Source organism: Cupriavidus sp. Agwp_2 (genome assembly GCF_040784895.1).
Lineage (GTDB): Bacteria > Pseudomonadota > Gammaproteobacteria > Burkholderiales > Burkholderiaceae > Cupriavidus.
In genome coordinates this window covers 565,908-585,353 of sequence record NZ_CP088083.1, presented here as the reverse complement: position 1 = coordinate 585,353, position 19,446 = coordinate 565,908, and the positions used below count along the sequence as shown (strand labels likewise).

The 19,446-nt window shown below is 67.9% G+C and carries 17 protein-coding genes; 12 read left to right on the top strand and 5 right to left on the bottom strand.

Translation table 11 applies throughout. From position 1 onward, the window contains the following. Positions 1-259: 259 nt before the first annotated feature. Both LPA45_RS02740 and LPA45_RS02735 read left to right on the top strand, forming a co-directional pair. Positions 260-1,366: a helix-turn-helix transcriptional regulator gene (locus LPA45_RS02740; RefSeq protein ID WP_116317196.1), complete on the top strand. Its 1,107-nt coding sequence runs from the start codon at positions 260-262 to the stop codon at positions 1,364-1,366. Between the two features lie 104 nt (positions 1,367-1,470). Beyond that, entirely contained in the window at positions 1,471-2,610 is a 1,140-nt protein-coding gene (locus LPA45_RS02735) for a helix-turn-helix transcriptional regulator (RefSeq protein WP_116317195.1), read from the top strand. 124 nt (positions 2,611-2,734) lie between these two features. On the opposite strand, the gene LPA45_RS02730 is transcribed toward LPA45_RS02735, so the two are convergent. Together LPA45_RS02730 and LPA45_RS02725 are read right to left on the bottom strand one after the other, a co-directional pair. Beyond that, positions 2,735-3,754 carry a tripartite tricarboxylate transporter substrate binding protein gene (locus LPA45_RS02730; protein WP_116317194.1) on the bottom strand — a complete coding sequence of 340 codons (1,020 nt, stop codon included), beginning with the start codon at positions 3,752-3,754 and terminating at the stop codon, positions 2,735-2,737. Between the two features lie 162 nt (positions 3,755-3,916). Then, positions 3,917-6,898, bottom strand: a complete 2,982-nt coding sequence (locus LPA45_RS02725) for a DEAD/DEAH box helicase (protein ID WP_116317821.1) — start codon at positions 6,896-6,898, stop codon at positions 3,917-3,919. Between the two features lie 180 nt (positions 6,899-7,078). On the opposite strand from LPA45_RS02725, the gene LPA45_RS02720 reads away from it, so the two are divergent. The 6 genes from LPA45_RS02720 (at position 7,079) to LPA45_RS02695 (ending at position 11,732) form a co-directional block, all read left to right on the top strand. After that, complete coding sequence (locus LPA45_RS02720) at positions 7,079-7,999, top strand: branched-chain amino acid transaminase (protein ID WP_116317193.1); 921 nt, start codon at positions 7,079-7,081, stop codon at positions 7,997-7,999. Between the two features lie 95 nt (positions 8,000-8,094). Beyond that, positions 8,095-8,289, top strand: a complete 195-nt coding sequence (locus LPA45_RS02715) for a zinc-finger domain-containing protein (RefSeq protein ID WP_010812205.1) — start codon at positions 8,095-8,097, stop codon at positions 8,287-8,289. Between the two features lie 160 nt (positions 8,290-8,449). After that, complete coding sequence (gene waaF / locus LPA45_RS02710; RefSeq protein ID WP_367394878.1) at positions 8,450-9,472, top strand: lipopolysaccharide heptosyltransferase II; 1,023 nt, start codon at positions 8,450-8,452, stop codon at positions 9,470-9,472. A gap of 18 nt (positions 9,473-9,490) precedes the next feature. Beyond that, a complete protein-coding gene (locus tag LPA45_RS02705) occupies positions 9,491-9,931 on the top strand; it encodes a nuclear transport factor 2 family protein (protein WP_116317191.1) in 441 nt (146 codons plus the stop codon). A gap of 96 nt (positions 9,932-10,027) precedes the next feature. Continuing rightward, a complete protein-coding gene (locus tag LPA45_RS02700) occupies positions 10,028-11,122 on the top strand; it encodes a YheT family hydrolase (protein WP_367394877.1) in 1,095 nt (364 codons plus the stop codon). A gap of 43 nt (positions 11,123-11,165) precedes the next feature. Further along, positions 11,166-11,732 carry a DUF2946 family protein gene (locus LPA45_RS02695; RefSeq protein WP_116317189.1) on the top strand — a complete coding sequence of 189 codons (567 nt, stop codon included), beginning with the start codon at positions 11,166-11,168 and terminating at the stop codon, positions 11,730-11,732. A 21-nt stretch (positions 11,733-11,753) separates the two neighbouring features. On the opposite strand, the gene LPA45_RS02690 is transcribed toward LPA45_RS02695, so the two are convergent. Beyond that, positions 11,754-13,577 carry a M48 family metalloprotease gene (locus LPA45_RS02690; RefSeq protein WP_116317820.1) on the bottom strand — a complete coding sequence of 608 codons (1,824 nt, stop codon included), beginning with the start codon at positions 13,575-13,577 and terminating at the stop codon, positions 11,754-11,756. Positions 13,578-13,672: 95 nt separating this feature from the next. On the opposite strand from LPA45_RS02690, the gene moaC reads away from it, so the two are divergent. The 4 genes from moaC to LPA45_RS02670 all read left to right on the top strand — a co-directional run bounded on the left by moaC (position 13,673) and on the right by LPA45_RS02670 (position 16,745). Beyond that, complete coding sequence (gene moaC, locus LPA45_RS02685; protein WP_116317188.1) at positions 13,673-14,158, top strand: cyclic pyranopterin monophosphate synthase MoaC; 486 nt, start codon at positions 13,673-13,675, stop codon at positions 14,156-14,158. Positions 14,159-14,323: 165 nt separating this feature from the next. Beyond that, positions 14,324-15,535 (top strand): NO-inducible flavohemoprotein, encoded by a 1,212-nt coding sequence (gene hmpA, locus LPA45_RS02680; protein WP_116317187.1) that lies wholly within the window; start codon positions 14,324-14,326, stop codon positions 15,533-15,535. A 249-nt stretch (positions 15,536-15,784) separates the two neighbouring features. Beyond that, the gene (locus tag LPA45_RS02675) at positions 15,785-16,225 is read left to right on the top strand and encodes a hypothetical protein (RefSeq protein ID WP_116317186.1); all 441 of its coding nucleotides are present in this window, start codon (positions 15,785-15,787) and stop codon (positions 16,223-16,225) included. Between the two features lie 16 nt (positions 16,226-16,241). Beyond that, positions 16,242-16,745, top strand: a complete 504-nt coding sequence (locus tag LPA45_RS02670; protein ID WP_116317185.1) for a hypothetical protein — start codon at positions 16,242-16,244, stop codon at positions 16,743-16,745. 1 nt (position 16,746) lies between these two features. Here LPA45_RS02670 and LPA45_RS02665 read toward each other — a convergent pair whose 3' ends face one another. Together LPA45_RS02665 and LPA45_RS02660 are read right to left on the bottom strand one after the other, a co-directional pair. Beyond that, positions 16,747-18,555, bottom strand: a complete 1,809-nt coding sequence (locus LPA45_RS02665) for a Wzy polymerase domain-containing protein (protein ID WP_116317184.1) — start codon at positions 18,553-18,555, stop codon at positions 16,747-16,749. Positions 18,556-18,651: 96 nt separating this feature from the next. Beyond that, on the bottom strand, positions 18,652-19,149 hold the full coding sequence (locus LPA45_RS02660) for a prepilin-type N-terminal cleavage/methylation domain-containing protein (RefSeq protein ID WP_116317183.1): 498 nt from the start codon (positions 19,147-19,149) through the stop codon (positions 18,652-18,654). Between the last annotated feature and the right edge of the window lie 297 nt (positions 19,150-19,446).

Sequence of the window (19,446 nt, the reverse complement as noted above, 5' to 3'; positions counted from 1 at the left end):
GGCAGCGAGCACAACGAGGCTTCACGCCGGCCGCATCATTCCTTGCCTCCCCACGAAAGAAGGGGCAAGGGGATGCCCCCCTGCCGCGCCGAGTGCGGTAATGTATGCAACGTCTGCTACAACAGACACGCACTGACAAAGAGCCGGGCAAGCAACGGCCAGAGAAGGCACCAGGCGGATAACAAGGCATGCCGGCGTGCGCATGGACGCACAGCCGGCGCCGCGCATTGTTTTGTCGCGAATGCAGGGGGGTAATCAGATGAAAGAAGCCGACATGCACGGAGCGATCCGTGGCTTGTACGAGGGCATTCTCGATCCCGGTGCGTGGCAGCAGAGCCTGCGCACCCTGACCGATATGGCCGGCTCGGCGCACGCCTCGATGATGGTCTGGGACACGGTACGCGACCAGGTCACCGTCAATGAAATCGTCAATCCGGTGGTCGAGCTGTTCACCGAGTACGAATCGGATTTCCAGGCCATCGACCCGGCCAAGCAGTTCGCCCCGCGGCTGCAGCCGGGCGCGTGGTACGTCGATGCGCGCGAGCTGGGCGAAGGCGCCATGGCGCGGCACCCGTTCTACCGCGACTTCTTCCACCGCTACGACCTGCGCTCCTACGTGGCGTGCCTGGTCGCGCGCCAGCCGCACTACGAAGTCTATTTCTCGATGCAGCGCGGGCGCACGCAGCCGCTGTTCTCGACCGACGACACCCGTGGCATGGACTGGATCATCCCGCATATGCGCAGCGCCATGGCCATGCGCGACCGCACGCTGGGGCTGACCGTGCTGGCGCGGCTGTCGTCGCAGCTGGTGGAGCGGCTCAATTTCGCGCTGCTGGTGTTTTCGCCGCAGCGCCAGGTGCTGCTGAGCAACCGCGCCGGCGAACGCTGGGTGCGACGCCTGGATCCGGCGGGCAAGGTCTCCGACTGGACCCTGTCGCGCCCGTTCGGCGAGATGCTGGCCGCGGCCTGCGACCCGCAGCGCGCGGTGGCCGCCCAGGCCGCGCGCGCCACCGACGGCAACGGCGCCAGCGCGCAGGTGATCGTGCTGCCGCTGCCGCCCTCGCACGCGTTCGCCGCACAGTGGCAGGAACCGGCGGCGCTGGTGGTGGTGCACGAGCACGACAGCGCGCCGCTGCTGCTGGCTCCCGTGCTGCGCGACCTGTACGGCCTGACGCCGGCGGAAACGCGGCTGGCCACCCATCTGGCCGGTGGCCAGGGCCTTCCCGAAGCCAGCCAGCAGCTGAATATCCGCCACGAAACGGCGCGCACGCAGCTCAAGGCCGTCTTCCACAAGACCGGCACCAACAGCCAGGCCCAGCTCACCCACCTGCTTTCGCGCCTGGGCGCGGCGCTGGAAGGGGCCTGAATTCCACCCTCGCGCGGTACGCCAGCCGGCAACCAACCGGCGGCTTCGGCACAGCCGCGCGAAGGAAGTACCAAAAGTACGAAAAAGAAGAAAGAAGAAAAACCATGAGCAACACGCCGATGCATGACACCATCCGCGCGCTGTACGAGGGGATCTTTGACGCCGATGCCTGGCGCCGCAGCCTGGGTGCGCTATGCCAGGCCAGCGACAGCTCGCATGCGCTGCTGCTGGTGCGCGATACGGTCCACGAACGCGTGCTGGTGAACCAGGTGGTCAATCCCGTGCCCGAAGCGGTGGCGGCCTACAGCGAATACTACGAAAGCATCGATCCGGGCCTGCCCTTCGCCCAGCGCATGTCGGTGGGCAACTGGTACATCGATTCGCGCGAGCTCGGCTCGCAGACGATGCGCCAGTCGCCGTTCTACGGCGACTTCCTGCACCAGTTCGAGCAATCGTCGGTGATGGCCTGCCTGATCGAGCGCAAGCCGCACTATGAAGTGTTCCTGTCGCTGCAGCGGCCGCTGGGTGGCAACCAGTACTCGCCCGAGGACGCGCGTGCGCTCGACTGGGCGATCCCGCATGTGCGCCATGCCATGGCGCTGCGCGACCGCACGCACCAGGTGTCGGCGCTGGCGCATGCGTCGAGCCAGTTGCTGGAGCGGCTGCCGTTTGGCGTGATCGTGCTGCGCGACGATGGCAAGACGCTGCTTGCCAACAGCACCGGGGAGGCCTGGGTGCGTCGGCTGCTGCCGGCCGTGTCGATCGAAACCAGCGCCGCGACGGTGTCGGCGGCGAGCGGGCGGGCTGATGAATGGCGGCTGTCGCGGCCATTTGCCGATGCGTTGAAGGCGGCGTGCGATCCGGGCAACCCGCAGCCGGCGCAGGCGCTGCGGGCGGTGGATAGTGGCGGGCGGCAGGCGCAGATCATCCTGTTGCCGTTGCCGCCGGCACATCAACTGTCGATGGATTGGCAGCGCCCCAGCGTACTGGTGGCGATCCATGAACCCGGCGTCGCGCCGATGACGTTGCCGGCGGTGCTGCGGGATTTGTATGGGCTGACGCCGGCGGAAACGCGGTTGGCGCTGCAGTTGTCAAGCGGGATGGGGTTGCCCGAGGCTTGCGAGCAGATTGGGATTCGGCGCGAGACCGGGAGGACGCAGTTGAAGGCTATTTTCAACAAGACTGCTACGGGCACGCAGGCGCAACTGGCGCATCTGCTGACGCGCCTGGGGGTGCGGGCTTAGTCAGGGTGCCCGCCGGTTTGCTTCCCTCTCCCGCGTGCCGGAGAGGGGCCGGGGGAGAGGGCAGGAGCCTCAACGAAGTAAAGCCCCCGATATGGCCGCAATCGATGCAGCCTCAATCGAAGCCTCAATCGATCGAAGCCCCCACGGTCTTCACCACCCCCGCCCACTTCTGCCGGTCCGCCTTGACGGTAGCCTTGAACTGCTCCACCGACTCGATCCGCGGCGTATTGCCGGCCTCGACCAGCTTCTGCCGGATCGACGGCGTTTCCAGCGCCACCTTGACCGCGTCATTGATCTTGCGCGCGATCTTCGGATCCAGGCCCTTGGGCCCGAAGAAGCCGAACCAGATGGTGCTGTTGTAGCCCGCCACCCCACTCTCGGCAATGGTCGGCACGTCCGGGATCACCGGCACGCGCTTGCTGGTGGTCACGCCCAGCAGCCGCACCTTGCCGGCACGGTATTGCGGCAGCACGCTCTGCACCTGGTTGAAAATGCAGCAGACCTCGCCCTTGACCACGGCCTGCAGCGCGTCCGGGCCGCCCTTGTACGGCACATGGACCATGTCGAGGCCGGCGCGGGCATTGAATTCCGCGAAGGCCAGGTGCGTGCCGGTGCCGTTGCCGGTCGAGGCATAGTTGTATTTGCCCGGGTTGGCCTTCACCTTCTCGATGAATTCCTTCACCGTCTTCACGTCGAGCACGGCCGGGTTGACGGTCAGCACGTTGGACACTTCCACCAGCGGCGCCACCGGCGTGAAATCGGCTTCGGCGTCGAACGGCAGGTTCTTGTACAGCGCCGGGTTGATCCCGTGCGTGGCCGCGGTGCCGAGCAGCAGCGTGTAGCCATCCGGCTTGGCGTGCGCCACCACTTCAGAGGCGACGTTGCCGCCCGCGCCCGGACGGTAGTCATAGATGATCGTGGTCTTGAGCGACTTCTGCAGCGATTCCTGCAGCGTGCGGCCCACCATGTCGACACCGGAACCGGCGGTGAAGCCCATCAGGATGGTCACCGGCTGCGTCGGCCACTCGCCCTGGGCCTGGGCGGGCGCGCTCACGGCAGCGGCGGCGCACAGGGCGGCCATGCCAGCGGCCAGGCGGGAAGCGGAACGGAAGGACAAGCGCGGCAGGCGGGACGAAATGGGCATGGGGGCACCGTCAGGAAGGTCAGCACAAAATAGCGGCCGGGGTCTGAGCCCCGGGCCAGCGCAACAAGATAGCAAGGATCCTGCCAAAACCAAACGAACCAGTTCGCTTGAAGGTATGCCGTGGGGGCATATGGTGCGCCGGTGTGCGACCTGATGTGACGTTCAGCGGCGCAGCAGGCCCACCAGCTCGTCGACATCCGGCAATGGCGCGCCGGTCCCGGCGGCGCTTTCGTCATCTGCATCCAGCAGCCCGTCGGCCAGCGCCCGCTTGTCGCGGTGCAGGGCGACAATGCGCTCCTCGATGGTGCCGGCGTTGATCAGCCGGTACACCGTCACGGGGCGCTGCTGGCCGATGCGGTGCGCGCGGCCCATGGCCTGGTCCTCGGCCGCGGGGTTCCACCAGGGGTCGGCGATGATCACGTAGTCGGCCGCGGTCAGGTTCAGGCCGAAGCCGCCGGCCTTCAGGCTGATCAGGAAGACATCGCCCTCGCCCGCCTGGAAAGCGGCCACGCGGCGCGTGCGCTCGGCCGCCGGCGTGGCGCCGTCCAGGTACTGCAGCGCCAGCCCGGCGCGCTCCAGGCCCCGCCTCAGCAACTGCAGGAAGTCGACGAACTGGCTGAACACCAGCGTCTTGTGGCCGCTGGCGGCAAGTTCGCTCGCCAGTGCCACGAAGGCGCGCAGCTTGGCGCCCTCCTCCATCTGGCTGCCGATTTCGGGCGTTGCCAGGCGCGGGTCGCACGCGGCGCGGCGCAGGCGCATGATCTGCGCCAGCACATGGATGCGCGCCTGCGATTGCTGCTGCGCCTGGGCAAGCGCGCGCGCCTTTGCCCCGGCCGGCGCGCCATGCGTGGCCTTGCGCGCCGCATCCACGCGCGCCAGCGCGGCTTCGGCCTGGGTCTGCGCCTGACGGCGCAGGGCTTCGTAGTGCGCGGCCTCCACCGGCTCGGGCTCGACCCGGATCACCAGCTCAGTGCGCGGCGGCAGTTCGTCGAGCACCTGGGCCTTGGTCCGCCGCAGCACGAAGGGCGCGATCATGCGGCGCAGGCGCTGGCGGGCCTCGCGCACGCCGCCGCGCTCGATCGGGTTGGCGAAATGCTCGTTGAAGCGGGCCAGCGAGCCCAGCAAACCCGGGTTGCAGAAGCGCATCACCGACCATAGCTCGGCCAGCCGGTTTTCCACCGGCGTGCCGCTCAACGCCATGCGGAAGTCCGCGCGCAAATCGAACATCGCCTGCGCGCGCCGCGTAATGGCGTTCTTGAACGCCTGCGCCTCGTCGGCGACCACGGTATGCCAGTCGCGCGCGCAGAAGTCCTGTCGCGCCTGCTGCAGCAGCGTGTACGAGACGATCACCAGGTCATGCGGGCCGGCCTGCTCTAGCAGCGTATCGCGCTCGCCCTCTGCATAGACGTGGACATTCAGGGTCGGCGCAAAGCGTCGTGCCTCGGCGGCCCAGTTGCCGCACACCGAGGTGGGCACGATCACCAGCGCGGCGCCGCCGGCCGCGCGCGCCACCAGCACCGCCAGCGCCTGCACGGTCTTGCCCAGGCCCATGTCGTCGGCCAGGCAGGCGCCCAGCCCCGAGGCGGCCAGCGTCATCGCCCAGCGGTAGCCGGCCTCCTGGTAGGGGCGCAGTTCCGCCGCAAGCGTGGCGGGCACGGTGATTGGCGTGTCGCGCGCCGCGCGCAGGCGGGCGATGCGCTGGCGGAAATGCGCGTCCGGATCGATCCCCACGCCGGCCAGCACGTCGTCCAGCCACGGCGTGGCCATCTGCGGCACGCGGATGCCGTCGGGAATGCGCTCGGCCACCGACGCCAGGTCGCGCAACTGGCCGCGCAGCGCGCGGGTCAGCGCCACGAAGACACCCTGCCCCATCGGCACGAAGCGGCCGGCGTGGCTGCCGGTCCAGTCGATCAGCTTGCCCAGCTCCAGCACCAGCCCCTCGGCCACGCGCAGCTCACCGGCCAGCCGGTACCACGCGCCGCGGCTTTCGATATGCACGCCAAGTTGCGGCAGATCGGCGGGGACGATGCGGATTTCCTTGCCGCGCGGCCATTCCACGGCCTGCACCGCGGGCAGGCCGGGCAGCGCTTCGAGCACGGTCAGCGCATCTTCGGGATCGTCCAGCGTCCAGGTGTACTCGCCGCCCGGCGGCGACTGCGTGACAAGCACCGGAAGCGCGGCGAAGACCTCGGCCACGCTGGCCAGTTCGGCATCGAGATCGCGCTGGGTGACCAGCGTCTCGCCGCGCACCGCGGCCATCAGGCGCTCCCTGCCCGCGCCCGGCGCCAGGCGGGGCCCGAGCTGGCCCAGCGGCGTGACCACCAGCCGCATCGTGATGCCGCGCCCGGCCACGCCGCCGATGGGCGCGACCTCCGCGCGCAGCCGCGCGTCGGCTTCGACCGGGCGCGTGCCGGCGGCCTGGTCGGCATGGACCTGGAAGTGGCCGGCCAGCGCGCGCAGGGTGCGGTCCAACTGGGCCTGGCCATCCTCCGGGATCGCCAGCCCGTCGCCGATCAGCCGCGCGGCATCGAACTGCGCCGGGGTGAAGCGGAGCACCTTCAGCCGGTGCGGCCCGTCGCGCAGCACGCTGACCTGGCGCAGCGCCTCGGCTTCCTGGCGCGCGGCGGCGGGCAGCAAGGCCTCCATCGCCGGCGCCTCGCGCAGCGGGGGGTAGAGGCGCAGCACGAAGCGGCCGGCGCTGTGCACGGCCTCCAGCGCGGGCGCGTCTTCAACTACGTCCAGCGTCTGTGCCGGGGCATGAACCAGCACCACGCCCGGGTGGCCGACCAGCGCCATGGCGGCGGCAGCGCGGTCCAGCACATAGCGCCGGTTGTGCGAGGCATCGCGCCGGATCGCACGCGCGATGCGTGCGTCCCACGGCTCGAGCCGGTCGTCCTCGGCCACGCGCGCCAGCGGTATGGGCCTGGGCTTGCCCCAGCCGCGCGCCCCGCGCACCTGCTCGAGCGGCTCGATGGTGGCCACGGCACCGTCCGGTTCCAGCGTCAGCGCCCACAGCAGGCGGCGCCCGCCTTCGATGGCAGCGGCGGGCTCGGCACTGGCCAGCGCGCGCAGCGCTTCCAGCGCCTGCTCCCAGCCGGGCTGGCCGGGTTCGGCATGCGGGTCGGAATGTGTAGTCAAAGGCACGAAGAAAACGGTATGGCGTCGGGGCAGGCGCGGGCGATGCAACCGGCGAGCCGGCAAACGCACGGAAATGAGGATTCTAGTCCGCCACTGCCCCCTTCCCCCTGCCGGCTGCGTTGGCACCCATGCCCCCCGGGCTTACAATGTCGTTTTTGCTACTTTCACGGCGCTGGGAGAATAGAGATGTCGATGGCGGATCGCGACGGCAAGATTTGGATGGACGGCAAGCTGATCGAATGGCGCGATGCAAAGATCCACGTGCTGACGCATACGCTGCACTACGGCATGGGCGTGTTCGAGGGCGTGCGCGCCTACAAGACGCCCGAAGGCACCGCCATCTTCCGCCTGAAAGAGCACACCCGCCGCCTGTTCAACTCCGCCAAGATCTTCCAGATGGCGATGCCGTTCGACGAGGCCACGCTGGAAACCGCCACGCGCGAAGTGGTGCGCGCCAACAACCTGGAATCCTGCTACATCCGCCCGATCGTGTGGATCGGCTCGGAAAAGCTGGGCGTGTCGGCCAAGGGCAACACCATCCACGTGGCGATCGCGGCGTGGCCGTGGGGCGCCTACCTGGGCGAGGAAGGCATGGAGCGCGGCATCCGCGTGAAGACTTCGTCCTTTACCCGCCACCACGTCAACGTGTCGCTGGTGCGCGCCAAGGCCAGCGGCTACTACATCAACTCGATCCTGGCCAACCAGGAAGCGACCGGCCTGGGCTACGACGAAGCGCTGCTGCTCGACACCGAAGGCTATGTCAGCGAAGGCTCGGGCGAGAACGTCTTTATCGTGCGCAACGGCGTGATCTACACCCCTGACCTGGCCTCGTGCCTGGACGGCATCACGCGCGACGCCACGCTGACCATCGCGCGCGACCTGGGCATCGAAGTGCGCGAGAAGCGCATCACCCGCGACGAGATGTACTGCGCCGACGAAGCCTTCTTCACCGGCACCGCCGCCGAAGTCACGCCGATCCGCGAACTGGATGACCGCATCATCGGCGAAGGCCGCCGCGGCCCGGTGACCAGGCAGATCCAGGACGCGTTCTTTGCCGCCGTGGGCGGCACCAACGAAAAGTACAAGAAGTGGCTGACGCTGGTCTGAGCACCGGCCGCCAGCCCTCGTGCCCCGCACCCGCCGCCGTGCGCGCGGGGCATGCCTTGTTTTGACGAACAATCAGCCTCAATCCCCGCAACACCATGACGCAAACCGCCACCATCATCGAAATCGGCGCCGAAGACATTCCGCTGCACTGCCCCACCGCCAACACCCCGGCCTGGAACTACCATCCGCGCGTGTTCCTGGACGTGGCCGACACCGGCGAAGCCAAGTGCCCTTACTGCGGTACCGTCTACAAGCTCAAGCCGGGCACCGTGCTGAAGGGCCACCACTGACCCGAGCCGCCGGTATTCGCACGACCCCGACGCTCCGGGCCGCCTGTTGGCGCCCCGGAGCGTTGCTGTTCCCGGTGATTTTGTCGGCGATCGCTTCTGCGATTGTGCCGACGATTGCGCCGAAGATCGCGCCCGCGAACCGGCTCCCCGCGCCCCGCCCATGAAGAAAGCCCTCGTCATCGCCCCCAACTGGATCGGCGACGCCCTGATGGCGCAGCCGCTGTTCGCGCTGCTCAAGGCGCGCCATCCGCGCCTGGCCATCGACGCCCTCGCGCCCAAGTGGGTGGCGCCGGTGCTCGCGCGCATGCCCGAGATCAACCGCGTGTTCCCGTCCGACCTGGCGCACGGCAAGCTGCAACTGTCGGCGCGGCTGATGTTCGCGCAGCAGCTCAAGAACGAAGACTACGACCTCGCCTACGTGCTGCCGAATTCGCTCAAGTCGGCGCTGATCCCGTGGCTGGCCGGCATTCCGCTGCGCATCGGCTACCGTGGCGAAGCGCGCTTCGGCATGCTCAACGTGCGCCATGCCAACCCGCCGCGCGACCACCGCCCGCCGATGGTCGAGCACTATGCCCGCCTCGCGCTCAAGCCCGGCGCGCGCCTGCCCGAGAACATCCCCGAGCCGCGCCTGCGCGTCGACCCGACGCGCATGGCGGCGACCGCCGAGCGCTTCGGCATTGCCCCGCACACGCGCGTGATCGCGTTCTGCCCGGGCGCCGAGTTCGGCCCCGCCAAGCGCTGGCCCGCCGGCCACTTCGCCAGGCTGGCGCAGATGCTGCGCCGCTCCTACCCGTACGCGCAGATGATCACGCTGGGCTCGGCCAAGGACGCCGAGATCGCCGCCGAGATCGTCAAGGACGCGCCGTTCGTGCGCAACCTGTGCGGGCAGACCTCGCTGGACGACGCCGTCGACCTGCTGGCGCTGTCCGAGGCCGCGGTCTGCAACGATTCCGGGCTGATGCACGTGACCGCGGCGCTGAACCGGCCGCAGGTGGCGGTCTATGGCTCGAGCGATCCGCGCCACACGCCGCCGCTGTCACAGGCAGCGAGTATCATGTGGCTGCAGCTGGAGTGCAGCCCGTGCTTCAAGCGCGAGTGCCCGCTGGGCCACCTGCGCTGCCTGAAAGAGATCGAACCCGAAATGGTCTTCGTTGAGCTGCGCAAGCTGCTGCACCGGCCCTGATACCCTGACACTGCCACCATGCCTCGTTTTGCCCGCCTGTTCGATTCTGCCGAAGACATCGTCGAAGCCTTCCGCGAGGCGCTCAAGCAGCGCGATGCCGAAGGCGCGCTGCGCCTGTGGCTGGACGAGGATTCGATCACCTGCGTGCTGCCCGACGGCCAGCGCATGATCGGCCACGAACAGCTGCGCCAGGCGTTCTCGCAACTGCTGGAAGAGCAGCCGGTGCTGGTCGATGCGATCGAAACCAGCAGCCACGCGTCGATGGCCGTGTCGATCTTCGACGTGACCGAGGCGCTGCGCTTCGGCGGCGACCGGGTCGAAGCCGACCTGTACGTGCACACCACCTACGTGCTGATGCAAAACCACGAAGGCTGGCGCCTGGCGCATATCCACTGCAGCCCGGCCAACGCCGTGCAGGTGGCCGCGGTGGCTGCAGCACCCGGCCAGGCGCTGCACTGAGCCTGGCGGGCGGCACGGCCCGCCCGCCATGGCGCAGGGCCGCAAGACTGCAATCCCGCACTGCCGCACTACCGCACCCTGCAATACCGAGCTGTCATGACGCAGCGCCCCGATCTCCCGCCGCATCGTTTGACGCCTGCCGCCGCGCCGCACGGGCATGGCCATGGCTACGGCGACGGCATCGCCATTCCCTGGTGGCTGCGCGGCGGCCATGCCCAGACCATCATCCCCGCCCGCTTTACGCGCCGCCCGCCACGCGTCGCCTACCGGCGCGAGCGCTGGGACACGCCTGACGGCGACTTCATCGACCTCGACTGGACCACCCACCCGGTGCAGCCTGACACGCCACTGGTGGTGATGTTCCATGGGCTGGAGGGCGATTCGAACAGCCACTACGCGCAGGCGCTGATGCACGCGCTCGGCGCGCGCGGCTGGCAGGGCGTGATCCCGCATTTCCGCGGCTGCTCCGGCGAGCTCAACCTGGCGCCGCGCTTCTACCACTCCGGCGACTCGGCCGAGCTGCGCTGGGTGCTGGAACGCGTGCACCGCCAGCACTGCGCCCAGGGCCGCAAGCTGCTGGTGGTCGGCATTTCGCTGGGCGGCAATGCGCTGCTGCGCCTGCTCGGCGAAGACGGCGCCGCTGCCGGCCACGTGTCCGCCGCGGCCGCGATCTCGGCCCCGCTGGACCTGGCTGCCGGCGGCGCGGCGTTGTCGGCCGGCTTCAACCTGCTCTACACGCGCATGTTCCTGCAGACGCTCAAGCGCAAGTCGCTGGCCAAGCTGCAGCAGTTCCCGGGCTTGTTCGACCGCGAGGCGATGCTGGCCAGCCGCGACCTGTACGCCTTCGACAACGTGGTCACGGCGCCGCTGCACGGCTATGCCGACACCGACGACTACTGGCGCCGCGCCGCCAGCAAGCCGGTGCTGGGCGCGATTGCCGTGCCCACGCTGGTGCTCAATGCGCGCAACGATCCCTTCCTGCCCGAACGGCACCTGCCCGGCCCGGCCGACGTTAGCCCGCAGGTGTGGCTGGAGCAGCCGGAGTACGGCGGCCATGTCGGCTTCATGACCCCGGAGGAAGGCTGGCGGCGCCATCTGTGGCTGCCCGACAGCCAGTCAGGCGTGGCATTCGGCGGCCACATCGAATGGCTCCCGGCGCGGATCCTGCGCTTTTTCGACAGCATGATGTAAGGCCGGCGGCGTGCGTGGCGCCTTGCCGGCGGAGGAGACGGAGATGGACGACATCGTCAGGCAAGCCATGGCGCGCTGGCCCAACGTGCCCAACGCCTATGGCTGGCTCGCGCTGGACCGGCGCGGGCAGTGGCGCCTGCGCAATGAATACGCCCAGCAGCACGGCCTGACCGGCGAGCCGGTGCGCAATGAAGCGTTGATCGGCTTTATCGAACGCAACTACCTGAGCGACGAGCGCGGCGCGTGGTATTTCCAGAACGGGCCGCAAAAGGTTTTCGTGGGGCTGGCGTACGCGCCGTGGATCGTGCGGCTGCACCAGGGCGCGCTAAGCACGACCTCGCGGCAGCCGTTCAGGCTGCAGGCCTGCTATGCCGACGAGCACGGCAACGTGGTACTGGCGGGGACGGTCGACGGTGTCGATGGCACGCAGGCCGCGTTGCTGCATGACCATGACCTGGAAACTTTCAGCAGCAGCAGCACCTGGCATGGCGAAGCCTGCGGCACCGAGCTGGGCCTTTTCCACCACGACGGCCGCGACCTCCCGATCGAGCCCATCGCGGAAAGCGAGCTGCCGAAGCGCTTCGGCTTCGTGCGCCAGCCGGCGGCCTGACGCCGCGCGGCCGGGCTTGCCTCAGTTCGGCATGCCCTTGCTGTCCTGCTTGTCCTCGCGGTACTGGCGTTCCAGCTGGTGCAGGCGGGCATCCACCTCGGACAGCGTATAGAAGTCGCCGTCGCCGGCCTTGCGCGCGATCTGCAGCTGTTCGATCGCGGCCTGGTAGGCGCCGTCCATCGCATATTTCTCGGCCAGCGCCTGGTGCTGCTGCACCCGCTTGCCCTGGCCGGCGTACGCGCGTGCCAGCATTTCCCACCAGTCGCTGCGGCTGGTTTCCTGGCGCGTGCGCTCGCGCAGGAAGCGCACCGCCTCGTCGTAGCGGCCCGAGCCGACCAGGGTCTCGGCATAGGTGACCGACACCGCATGCGACAGCGGGAAGGCTTTCATCGACGCCGTGGCCTGTGCCAGCGCCTCGGGCACGCGGCCCTGCGTGCGCGCCAGCTGGATCGCCATCACGTCCAGCATGGGGCTGCCCGAGCTGGCACCGGGGATGGTGCCGTACAGGCGCCGCGCCTCGGCCAGTTCCTGTTCGGCGGCGGCGGTGCGGCCCAGCCGCTGCTCGGTGAAGGCGAGGCCGTAGTGCAGCGCCGGCGCCCGCAGCGCCGAGGCACCCGGCAACTGCGCGTTCAGCGAGTTGCGCAACGCCTGCAGGTCGCTCGGCGACGATTCCTGGATCACGCGCGCGCGCATCCGGGCGAACTCGTACTCGGGCGTATTGGGCACCTTGCGCGCGTTGGCGTGGCTCACGCGGTCCTGCATGTCGGCAAGACGCTCGGAAGTCAGCGGGTGGGTGCGCACATAGGACGGCACCGAGCTTTCCGAGATGCCGGACACGCGCTGCAGCCGCGCGAAGAAATCGGGCATGCCCTGCGGGTCGAAGCCCGCCGCGGTCATGATCTGGAAGCCGACGCGATCGGCCTCGCGCTCCGCGCCGCGCGAGAACGACAGCTGGTTGGCAATGGCGGCGCCCTGCCCGCCCATCGCCAGCGCCGCCGCGGCATCGGGGCTGCGCGTGGCGGCCAGCCCGGCCAGCACCATCGAGGCCAGCGCGATCCACATTGACCGGTCTTGCGAGGTGATGCCGCGCGCGATATGGCGCTGCATCACGTGGCCGATTTCATGGCCCAGCACCGAGGCCAGTTCCGACTCTGTATCGGACTGCACCAGCAGCCCCGTATGCACGCCGATATAGCCGCCCGGCAGCGCGAAGGCGTTGATGCTGCGGTCGCGCACCGCGAACAGGTCGAAGCCGGTGGCAAAGGTGCCGGCGCCGGTCGAGCCCGAGATGCTCTGCCGCCGCGCCGCCTGCACCAGCCGGTAGCCGAGCGCGTTCAGGTAATCCGACAGCAGCGGGTCCGGCACGTACAGCGGATCGCGGCGGATGTCGCGCATGATGCGGTCGCCCAGGCGCTTCTCCATGTCGGGCGACAGCGCTGCCGTGGACGGGTCGCCCAGGTCCGGCAGTTGCACTCCGCCGCCCTCGACCACCGGGTTGTTGGTACGCAGGCCGAACTCGGATTTCTGGCCCGCCTTGATGCTGCGGTTCAGGTTGTCGTAGACCTGGTCGCTGGCATCGCCGGACAACGACGGCACCGGCTGCGGCGCCCGCGTGGATGCCACCGGCGTGGCCGGTGCGGCGGCGGCCGGGGCCGAAGCAGGCGCGCGGGGCGTTGCCTGCGGCCACGCCGGCGATGCAATGCTCAGCGCCAGCACCGCCGCCAGCGGCCGCCGCCATGGCGACCCGGCGCCACCACGATGTGACGCGGAACCGGCAGGCGCGGCATCCGCCGCGGCGCAATGGCCGGGTGCGGCAGACCTGCGAAGCGATGGTTGTTTTGGCATGTTGCTATGATAGCGGCCTCCGGTGGCCGTTCCCATCAGACGGTTCCCGCCCCCGCCAAAGGCCTCCTGCACAACGCCCTGCATAACGCCCAGCCATGACCCAGCTCACCCATTTCGATACCGCCGGCCAGGCCCATATGGTCGACGTCGGCGACAAGTCCAGCACGCACCGCGTGGCCGTAGCCACCGGCACCATCACCATGCTGCCCGACACCTTCGCGCTGGTTCGCGACGGCAATGCCAGGAAGGGCGACGTGCTCGGCATTGCACGGGTGGCAGCGATCATGGCCACCAAGCGTACCGCCGACCTGATCCCGCTATGCCATCCGATCGGGCTGACCAAGGTCGCGGTCGACTTTGCGCTCGACGAGGCCAGCGCCACCGTCGCCTGCACCGTGCGCACCGAGACCCGCGGACAGACCGGCGTCGAGATGGAAGCGCTGACCGGCGTGCAGGTGGCGCTGCTGACGATCTACGACATGTGCAAGGCGGTGGACCGCGGCATGGTGATCGGCAATGTGAAGCTGCTGGAAAAGCATGGCGGCAAGTCGGGCGACTGGGTGGCCGCCACAGCTCAGTGACCGGCCTGGCTGCACCGCCCGTGGGCCGGCACGTGCCAAACGGCAATCACCGCACCTAGACTAGACATTGCTCAGGGCAGCCGGAAAACGAGAATCGCGAATCGCGCCCGCACGGACGCAGCGTCACCGCCTGGCTCCCATCACCTTGCCAAAGGAGAAGAGGCAATGCTTACCCAGAAGACGAAGGACATCGTGAAAGCCACCGCCCCGGTACTGGCGGAACACGGCTACGACATTATCAAGTGCTTCTACAAGCGCATGTTCGAAGCGCATCCCGAACTGAAAAATGTGTTCAACATGGCGCATCAGGAACGGGGCGAGCAGCAGCAGGCATTGGCGCGGGCGGTCTACGCGTATGCGGAGAATATCGAAGACCCCAGCAGCCTGATGGCCGTGCTGAACAACATTGCCAACAAGCACGCGAGCCTGGGCGTCAAGCCGGAGCAATACCCCATCGTCGGCGAGCACCTGCTGGCGGCCATCAGGGAAGTCCTGGGCAGCGCAGCGACCGAGGAAATCATCTCCGCGTGGGCGCAAGCCTATGGCAACCTGGCCGATGTCCTGATGGGCATGGAGAGCGCCCTGTACGAAGGTTCGGCCGGGCAGGACGGCGGCTGGACCGGGTGGCGAACCTTTGTCGTCCGCGAGAAGCGCCCCGAAAGCGGCGTGATCACGTCCTTCGTCCTTGAGCCGGCCGACGGCAAGCCGGTCGCGAACTTCAAGCCCGGTCAATACACCAGCATTGCAGTCGATGTGCCCGCACTCGGCCTGCAGCAAATCCGCCAATACAGCCTGTCCGATATGCCGAACGGGCGCAGCTATCGGATTTCAGTCAAGCGGGAAAGCGGCGACACCCAGCCACCTGGCTATGTTTCCAACCTGCTGCACGATCACGTCAATGTCGGCGATGAGGTCAAGCTTGCCACGCCATATGGGAGTTTCCATATCGACGTCAACGCCACCACGCCCATTGTGCTGATCAGCGGCGGCGTGGGGCTGACGCCCATGATCAGCATGCTCAAGACCGCGCTGCAGGCGCCGCCGCGGAAAGTCGTCTTCGCGCATGGCGCCCGCAATAGTGCAGTGCACGCCATGCGAGACAAGCTGCGCGAGGCGGCGAAGACCTATGAGAACCTTGAACTCTTCGTCTTCTATGACCAGCCGCTGCCAGAAGACGTGCAAGGGCGCGACTATGACCACGCGGGCCTGGTCGACGTAAAGCAAATCGAAAAATCGATTCTGCTGCCTGACGCCGATTACTACATCTGCGGCCCGATTCCATTCATGCGAATGCAGCATGACGCACTGAAGAATCTAGGCGTCCATGAATCGCGCATTCATTACGAGGTGTTTGGTCCAGACCTGTTCGCCGAATAGGTCGGCGCCCATGGGCGGATGCGGGGACGACGGACCTGGCATGTCGCGTCAGGTGTCGTGTCAGGTCACGGCGTCTTACCGGCCTGTCGTTCCTCGGTAATAAAGGTAACGCCGCATTTCCAGCCGCGCCGGCGGCATGCCCGCGCTTCACAATTTGGTATTCAATACGATTGCGGGCCGGCGCATTTTGCGGCCGGCTGCCTCTGCCCGCGGCGTGCCTTCCGGCCACGCGGGGGAAAGGTGAATACCATGAACGGGCGCAAGCTCTGCCAGCTGGTACTGGCACTGGCGGCCACGGCCGCGAGCGGCGCCGCCCTTGCCGGGCGGGCCGATATCCACAATGCCGACTGGCATGGCGCCGACACACGCGGCGGCATGATCAAGACGCGTGTCGGCGTGGGTATCTATTTTGGCCCCAGCGTCGTGTTCGGCGGCTACCCGTATTACTACCCTTCGTACCCGGCGCCGTATTACTACCCGGCTCCGGCCGTCGCCGTGCCGGTCGAGCCACCTCAATACATCGAGCAGGGGCCCAACGGGCCGGTGCCCGCCCCGGGTCCCGAACGGGCCGTGCCGCAGGACCAGGGCTGGTGGTACCACTGCAACCAGCCTGAAGGCTACTACCCCTACGTGCAATCCTGCCCGGGAGGCTGGCAACGCGTGCCGGCTCAGCCGCCGGCAAACTCCTGACAGCGTGGAGCGCAGCATGCGAGTCCTGACCCGCGCCACGCTCGCCGTGGCCACCCTGGCCCTCGGCGCCTGCGTCGTGATGCCTTCGGGCCCGAGCGTGATGGCGTTGCCGGGCACCGGCAAGAGCTTCGACCAGTTCCGCGCCGACGACTACAACTGCCGCCAGTTCGCCTTCGGGCAGGTTGGTGGCGTGACTTCCTCGCAGGCCGCGAACAACGCGGCGGTCGGCAGCGCCGTGGTCGGCTCCGCCCTCGGTGCGGCGGCCGGTGCGGCGTTCAATGGCGGATCAGGCGCGGCGGTTGGCGCCGGCGTTGGCCTGCTGACGGGCGCGGCGGTGGGCGCGGGCAACGCCCAGTACGCGGGCTATGGCACGCAGCGGCAATACGATGCCGCCTACGTGCAGTGCATGTATGCCAGCGGCAACCGCGTGCCGGTATCGGGGCGGGTTGCCGCGGCACCTGCGCCGGCGCCGCGGTACTACTACGCGCCGCCGCCGGCCTACTACGCGCCCTACTACTAGGTCACTTGCGTCCCCACGCGGAGAACCGGCGCGAGCGGTCGGTAACCCAGGCGCAGAACGCCTGCGGGCGTTCGTCGGCGGACAATTCCCGGCATGACTTCACGATGTCGGCGTATTGCGTGACTTCATCGCCCAGGTAATACCAGCGCAGCCGCTCCATCCACAGGCGGCCCTGCGCGGCATCGCCGGTCAGCGCGAGCAGCCATGCCGTGCGTGCGATCATCGTCGGGGTCGGCAGCAGGTGCACCGCGGCGATATGCGCGGGCAGAAGTTGCGCTGCATTCTGCGGCGTGATGACGGCCAGGCCCGCGGCATCGGCCTGCGCATGCTGGCGGAACCAGAAGCGCGGCATCGGCAGGGTGTTGCGGGTTTCGCTGGCGGCGTACTCGCGTGCCTCGGCGCGGCGGTAGTCCTGCCACATGGTGGCCAGGATGGCAACGGCAAGCGCAATGAACGCCACGCTGAGGCCCTTCGCCACGCTGGCCCGGACGCGCCATGGTCCGGCCGCGGCAGGCTCCAGCCAGCCCAGCAGGAAACAGAACGGCAGCAAGAAGTACAGGTAGTGCAACGGGTATTCGAGCATCGAATGCGCGCACAGCATCGCCAGCCACGTCAGCATCAGCCCCGCTTCGCGGCGCTCTCCATGTTCTGCCTGCCAGAGCCGCGCCCGCACCACGCGCCACAGCCACGCCGCGAGAATCAGCGCGACCCCGAGCGTGCCGGCGATGCCGGTCTTGGCCAGCAGGTCCAGCACGGCATTGTGGGCGTGCAGGGACATCTCCACCTTCACGCCGACCTGCGGCAGCTGCATGAATTGCGCCCAGCCGAACTCGCCCCAGCCGACGCCGATCCAGGGGTGCGCGCGGAACATCGCCATCGCATGCGCCCAGAGCGCGCCACGGGCCGACATCTGGTCCTCGGCTTCCAGTTGCGCGATCGTGTCGAACAGGCGCCAGTCAAGCAGCTGGCCGGCGCTGCGGATCGCTGGCTGCAGCACCAGCAGCATTGCAACCATGGCGGCCGCGGCCACCAGCAGTCCGGTCGTGCGCCGCATCGGATCCACCTCGCGTGGCATGCCGCGCTGCAGCCAGGCGGCCACCAGTGCGTAGAGCGCGGCCAGACCGACATGCAGCACGCCGGTGCGCGATCCGGATAGCACGATGCCGCTCTCCAGCAGTGCTACCGCTGCCAGCCACATCGGGAAGCGCAGCCTGCCGCGCGAGGCCAGCCAGACTGACGCGACCAGTGCGATGCCATGCACGGTGGCCTGGTGGTTGGGCTGGTTCAGGTTGCCCCAGAGGCGGCGGTTATCGTCGTAGAAGTAGGTGGAAACGAGGCCGAAGGTGCTGCGTTCGAGATGGAAGAGTTGGACCCACTGCGTGACGGTGCCGAGCAGGCCGGCGATCAGGAACGCGATGGCCAGGGTGTCGCCGGCATCGAGCGTCCCGGATGCCCGACTGCGGCGGTACGACCATGCCGCGCATGTCACGGTGGCGCCGAGCAACAGGGTCAGGACGGTGAGAGTCGCGCTGCCGGTGATGTCGGCGTGGCCGAGAGCGATGCGAGTGAGCCCGACGGCTGCGAGCCAGCAGAACAGCAAGGCTACCCACGGCAGCGAAATCGTCGCGTATGCCGCTGGTATGGCGGGCTTGCGAAGTGCCTGGAACGCGATCAGGGCGAGCGCGCAGCATGCGGCGGTCCATTCGCCGTAGAACGTCGCGAGTGGGAGCGTATGCCGGGAGACTAGCAGCGGGAAGACGATTGCTGCGATGAGGGCAGCCGACGGGAAGGTTGTCCGGGACGGCGGCATCGAGGCGCCTGATTTGGGGAAAGGCGCATGATAGCTTGGGGGGCGGGCAAAGAAAAAGCGCCCGAAGGCGCTTTGACCGCCACACACCAAGGTTTATCAGCGATTGGCGGCCGGCATAATGTTTGTCGGAATGGTGTCAGCCGCGACCTTAGTGTACGTAACTTGAGTTCCGCTTGCGTCAGGCGCCCAATCAGCTGCATAGACGAAGCTACCAACGTCGGGCTTGCCGGTGAACGTAACGTTCACTTTACCGGGAGTCGGGGTCGCACCACCAACGGCAGCAGTACCAGTCAGCACAACTGCGGCGGTTGCGTACTTCGGCGTCGGTAGCGAAGTGATGTTCAAATCGGAAGCCGTATCGCACAACGATCCGTCACCGGCATTGACTTGGAGACATTGACTCACAGCCGTCTTCAGTGCAGCCAAGTCCGAGATGTTGTTCTGCCACTTCGACTTCGTCACATAGTCCTGATACTGCGGAATTGCGATCGCCGCCAAGATACCAATGATCGCCACCACGATCATCAGTTCGATCAGCGTAAAGCCCTTCTGGACTCGACGGCCCAGCTTCTTCAGTTGTTGTACCCGTTGCATGATTTGACCCCTCGAAGAGATTTTTGGTTAAGCGTTGCACGTCTTCGGTTTCGTGACGCGGGGACTAATCAGCAGTAAGCGTGCCAGGCATATCCCCCGTCCGTAGGGGGCAAAAAACGACAAATTTCGTCACCCGGCACGGAGAAGCCCGCCACATGCGCCAAATTTTGTCACCTGGCCGCACTACCACCCGCCAAAGCGACAAAAAGTGCGATCACTCACATGAGTTAGTGGGCTGTCCCACCGACAGGGTGAGTTCCGCGAAGGGGCAACAAAAAAGGGCGGCCAACCGGCCGC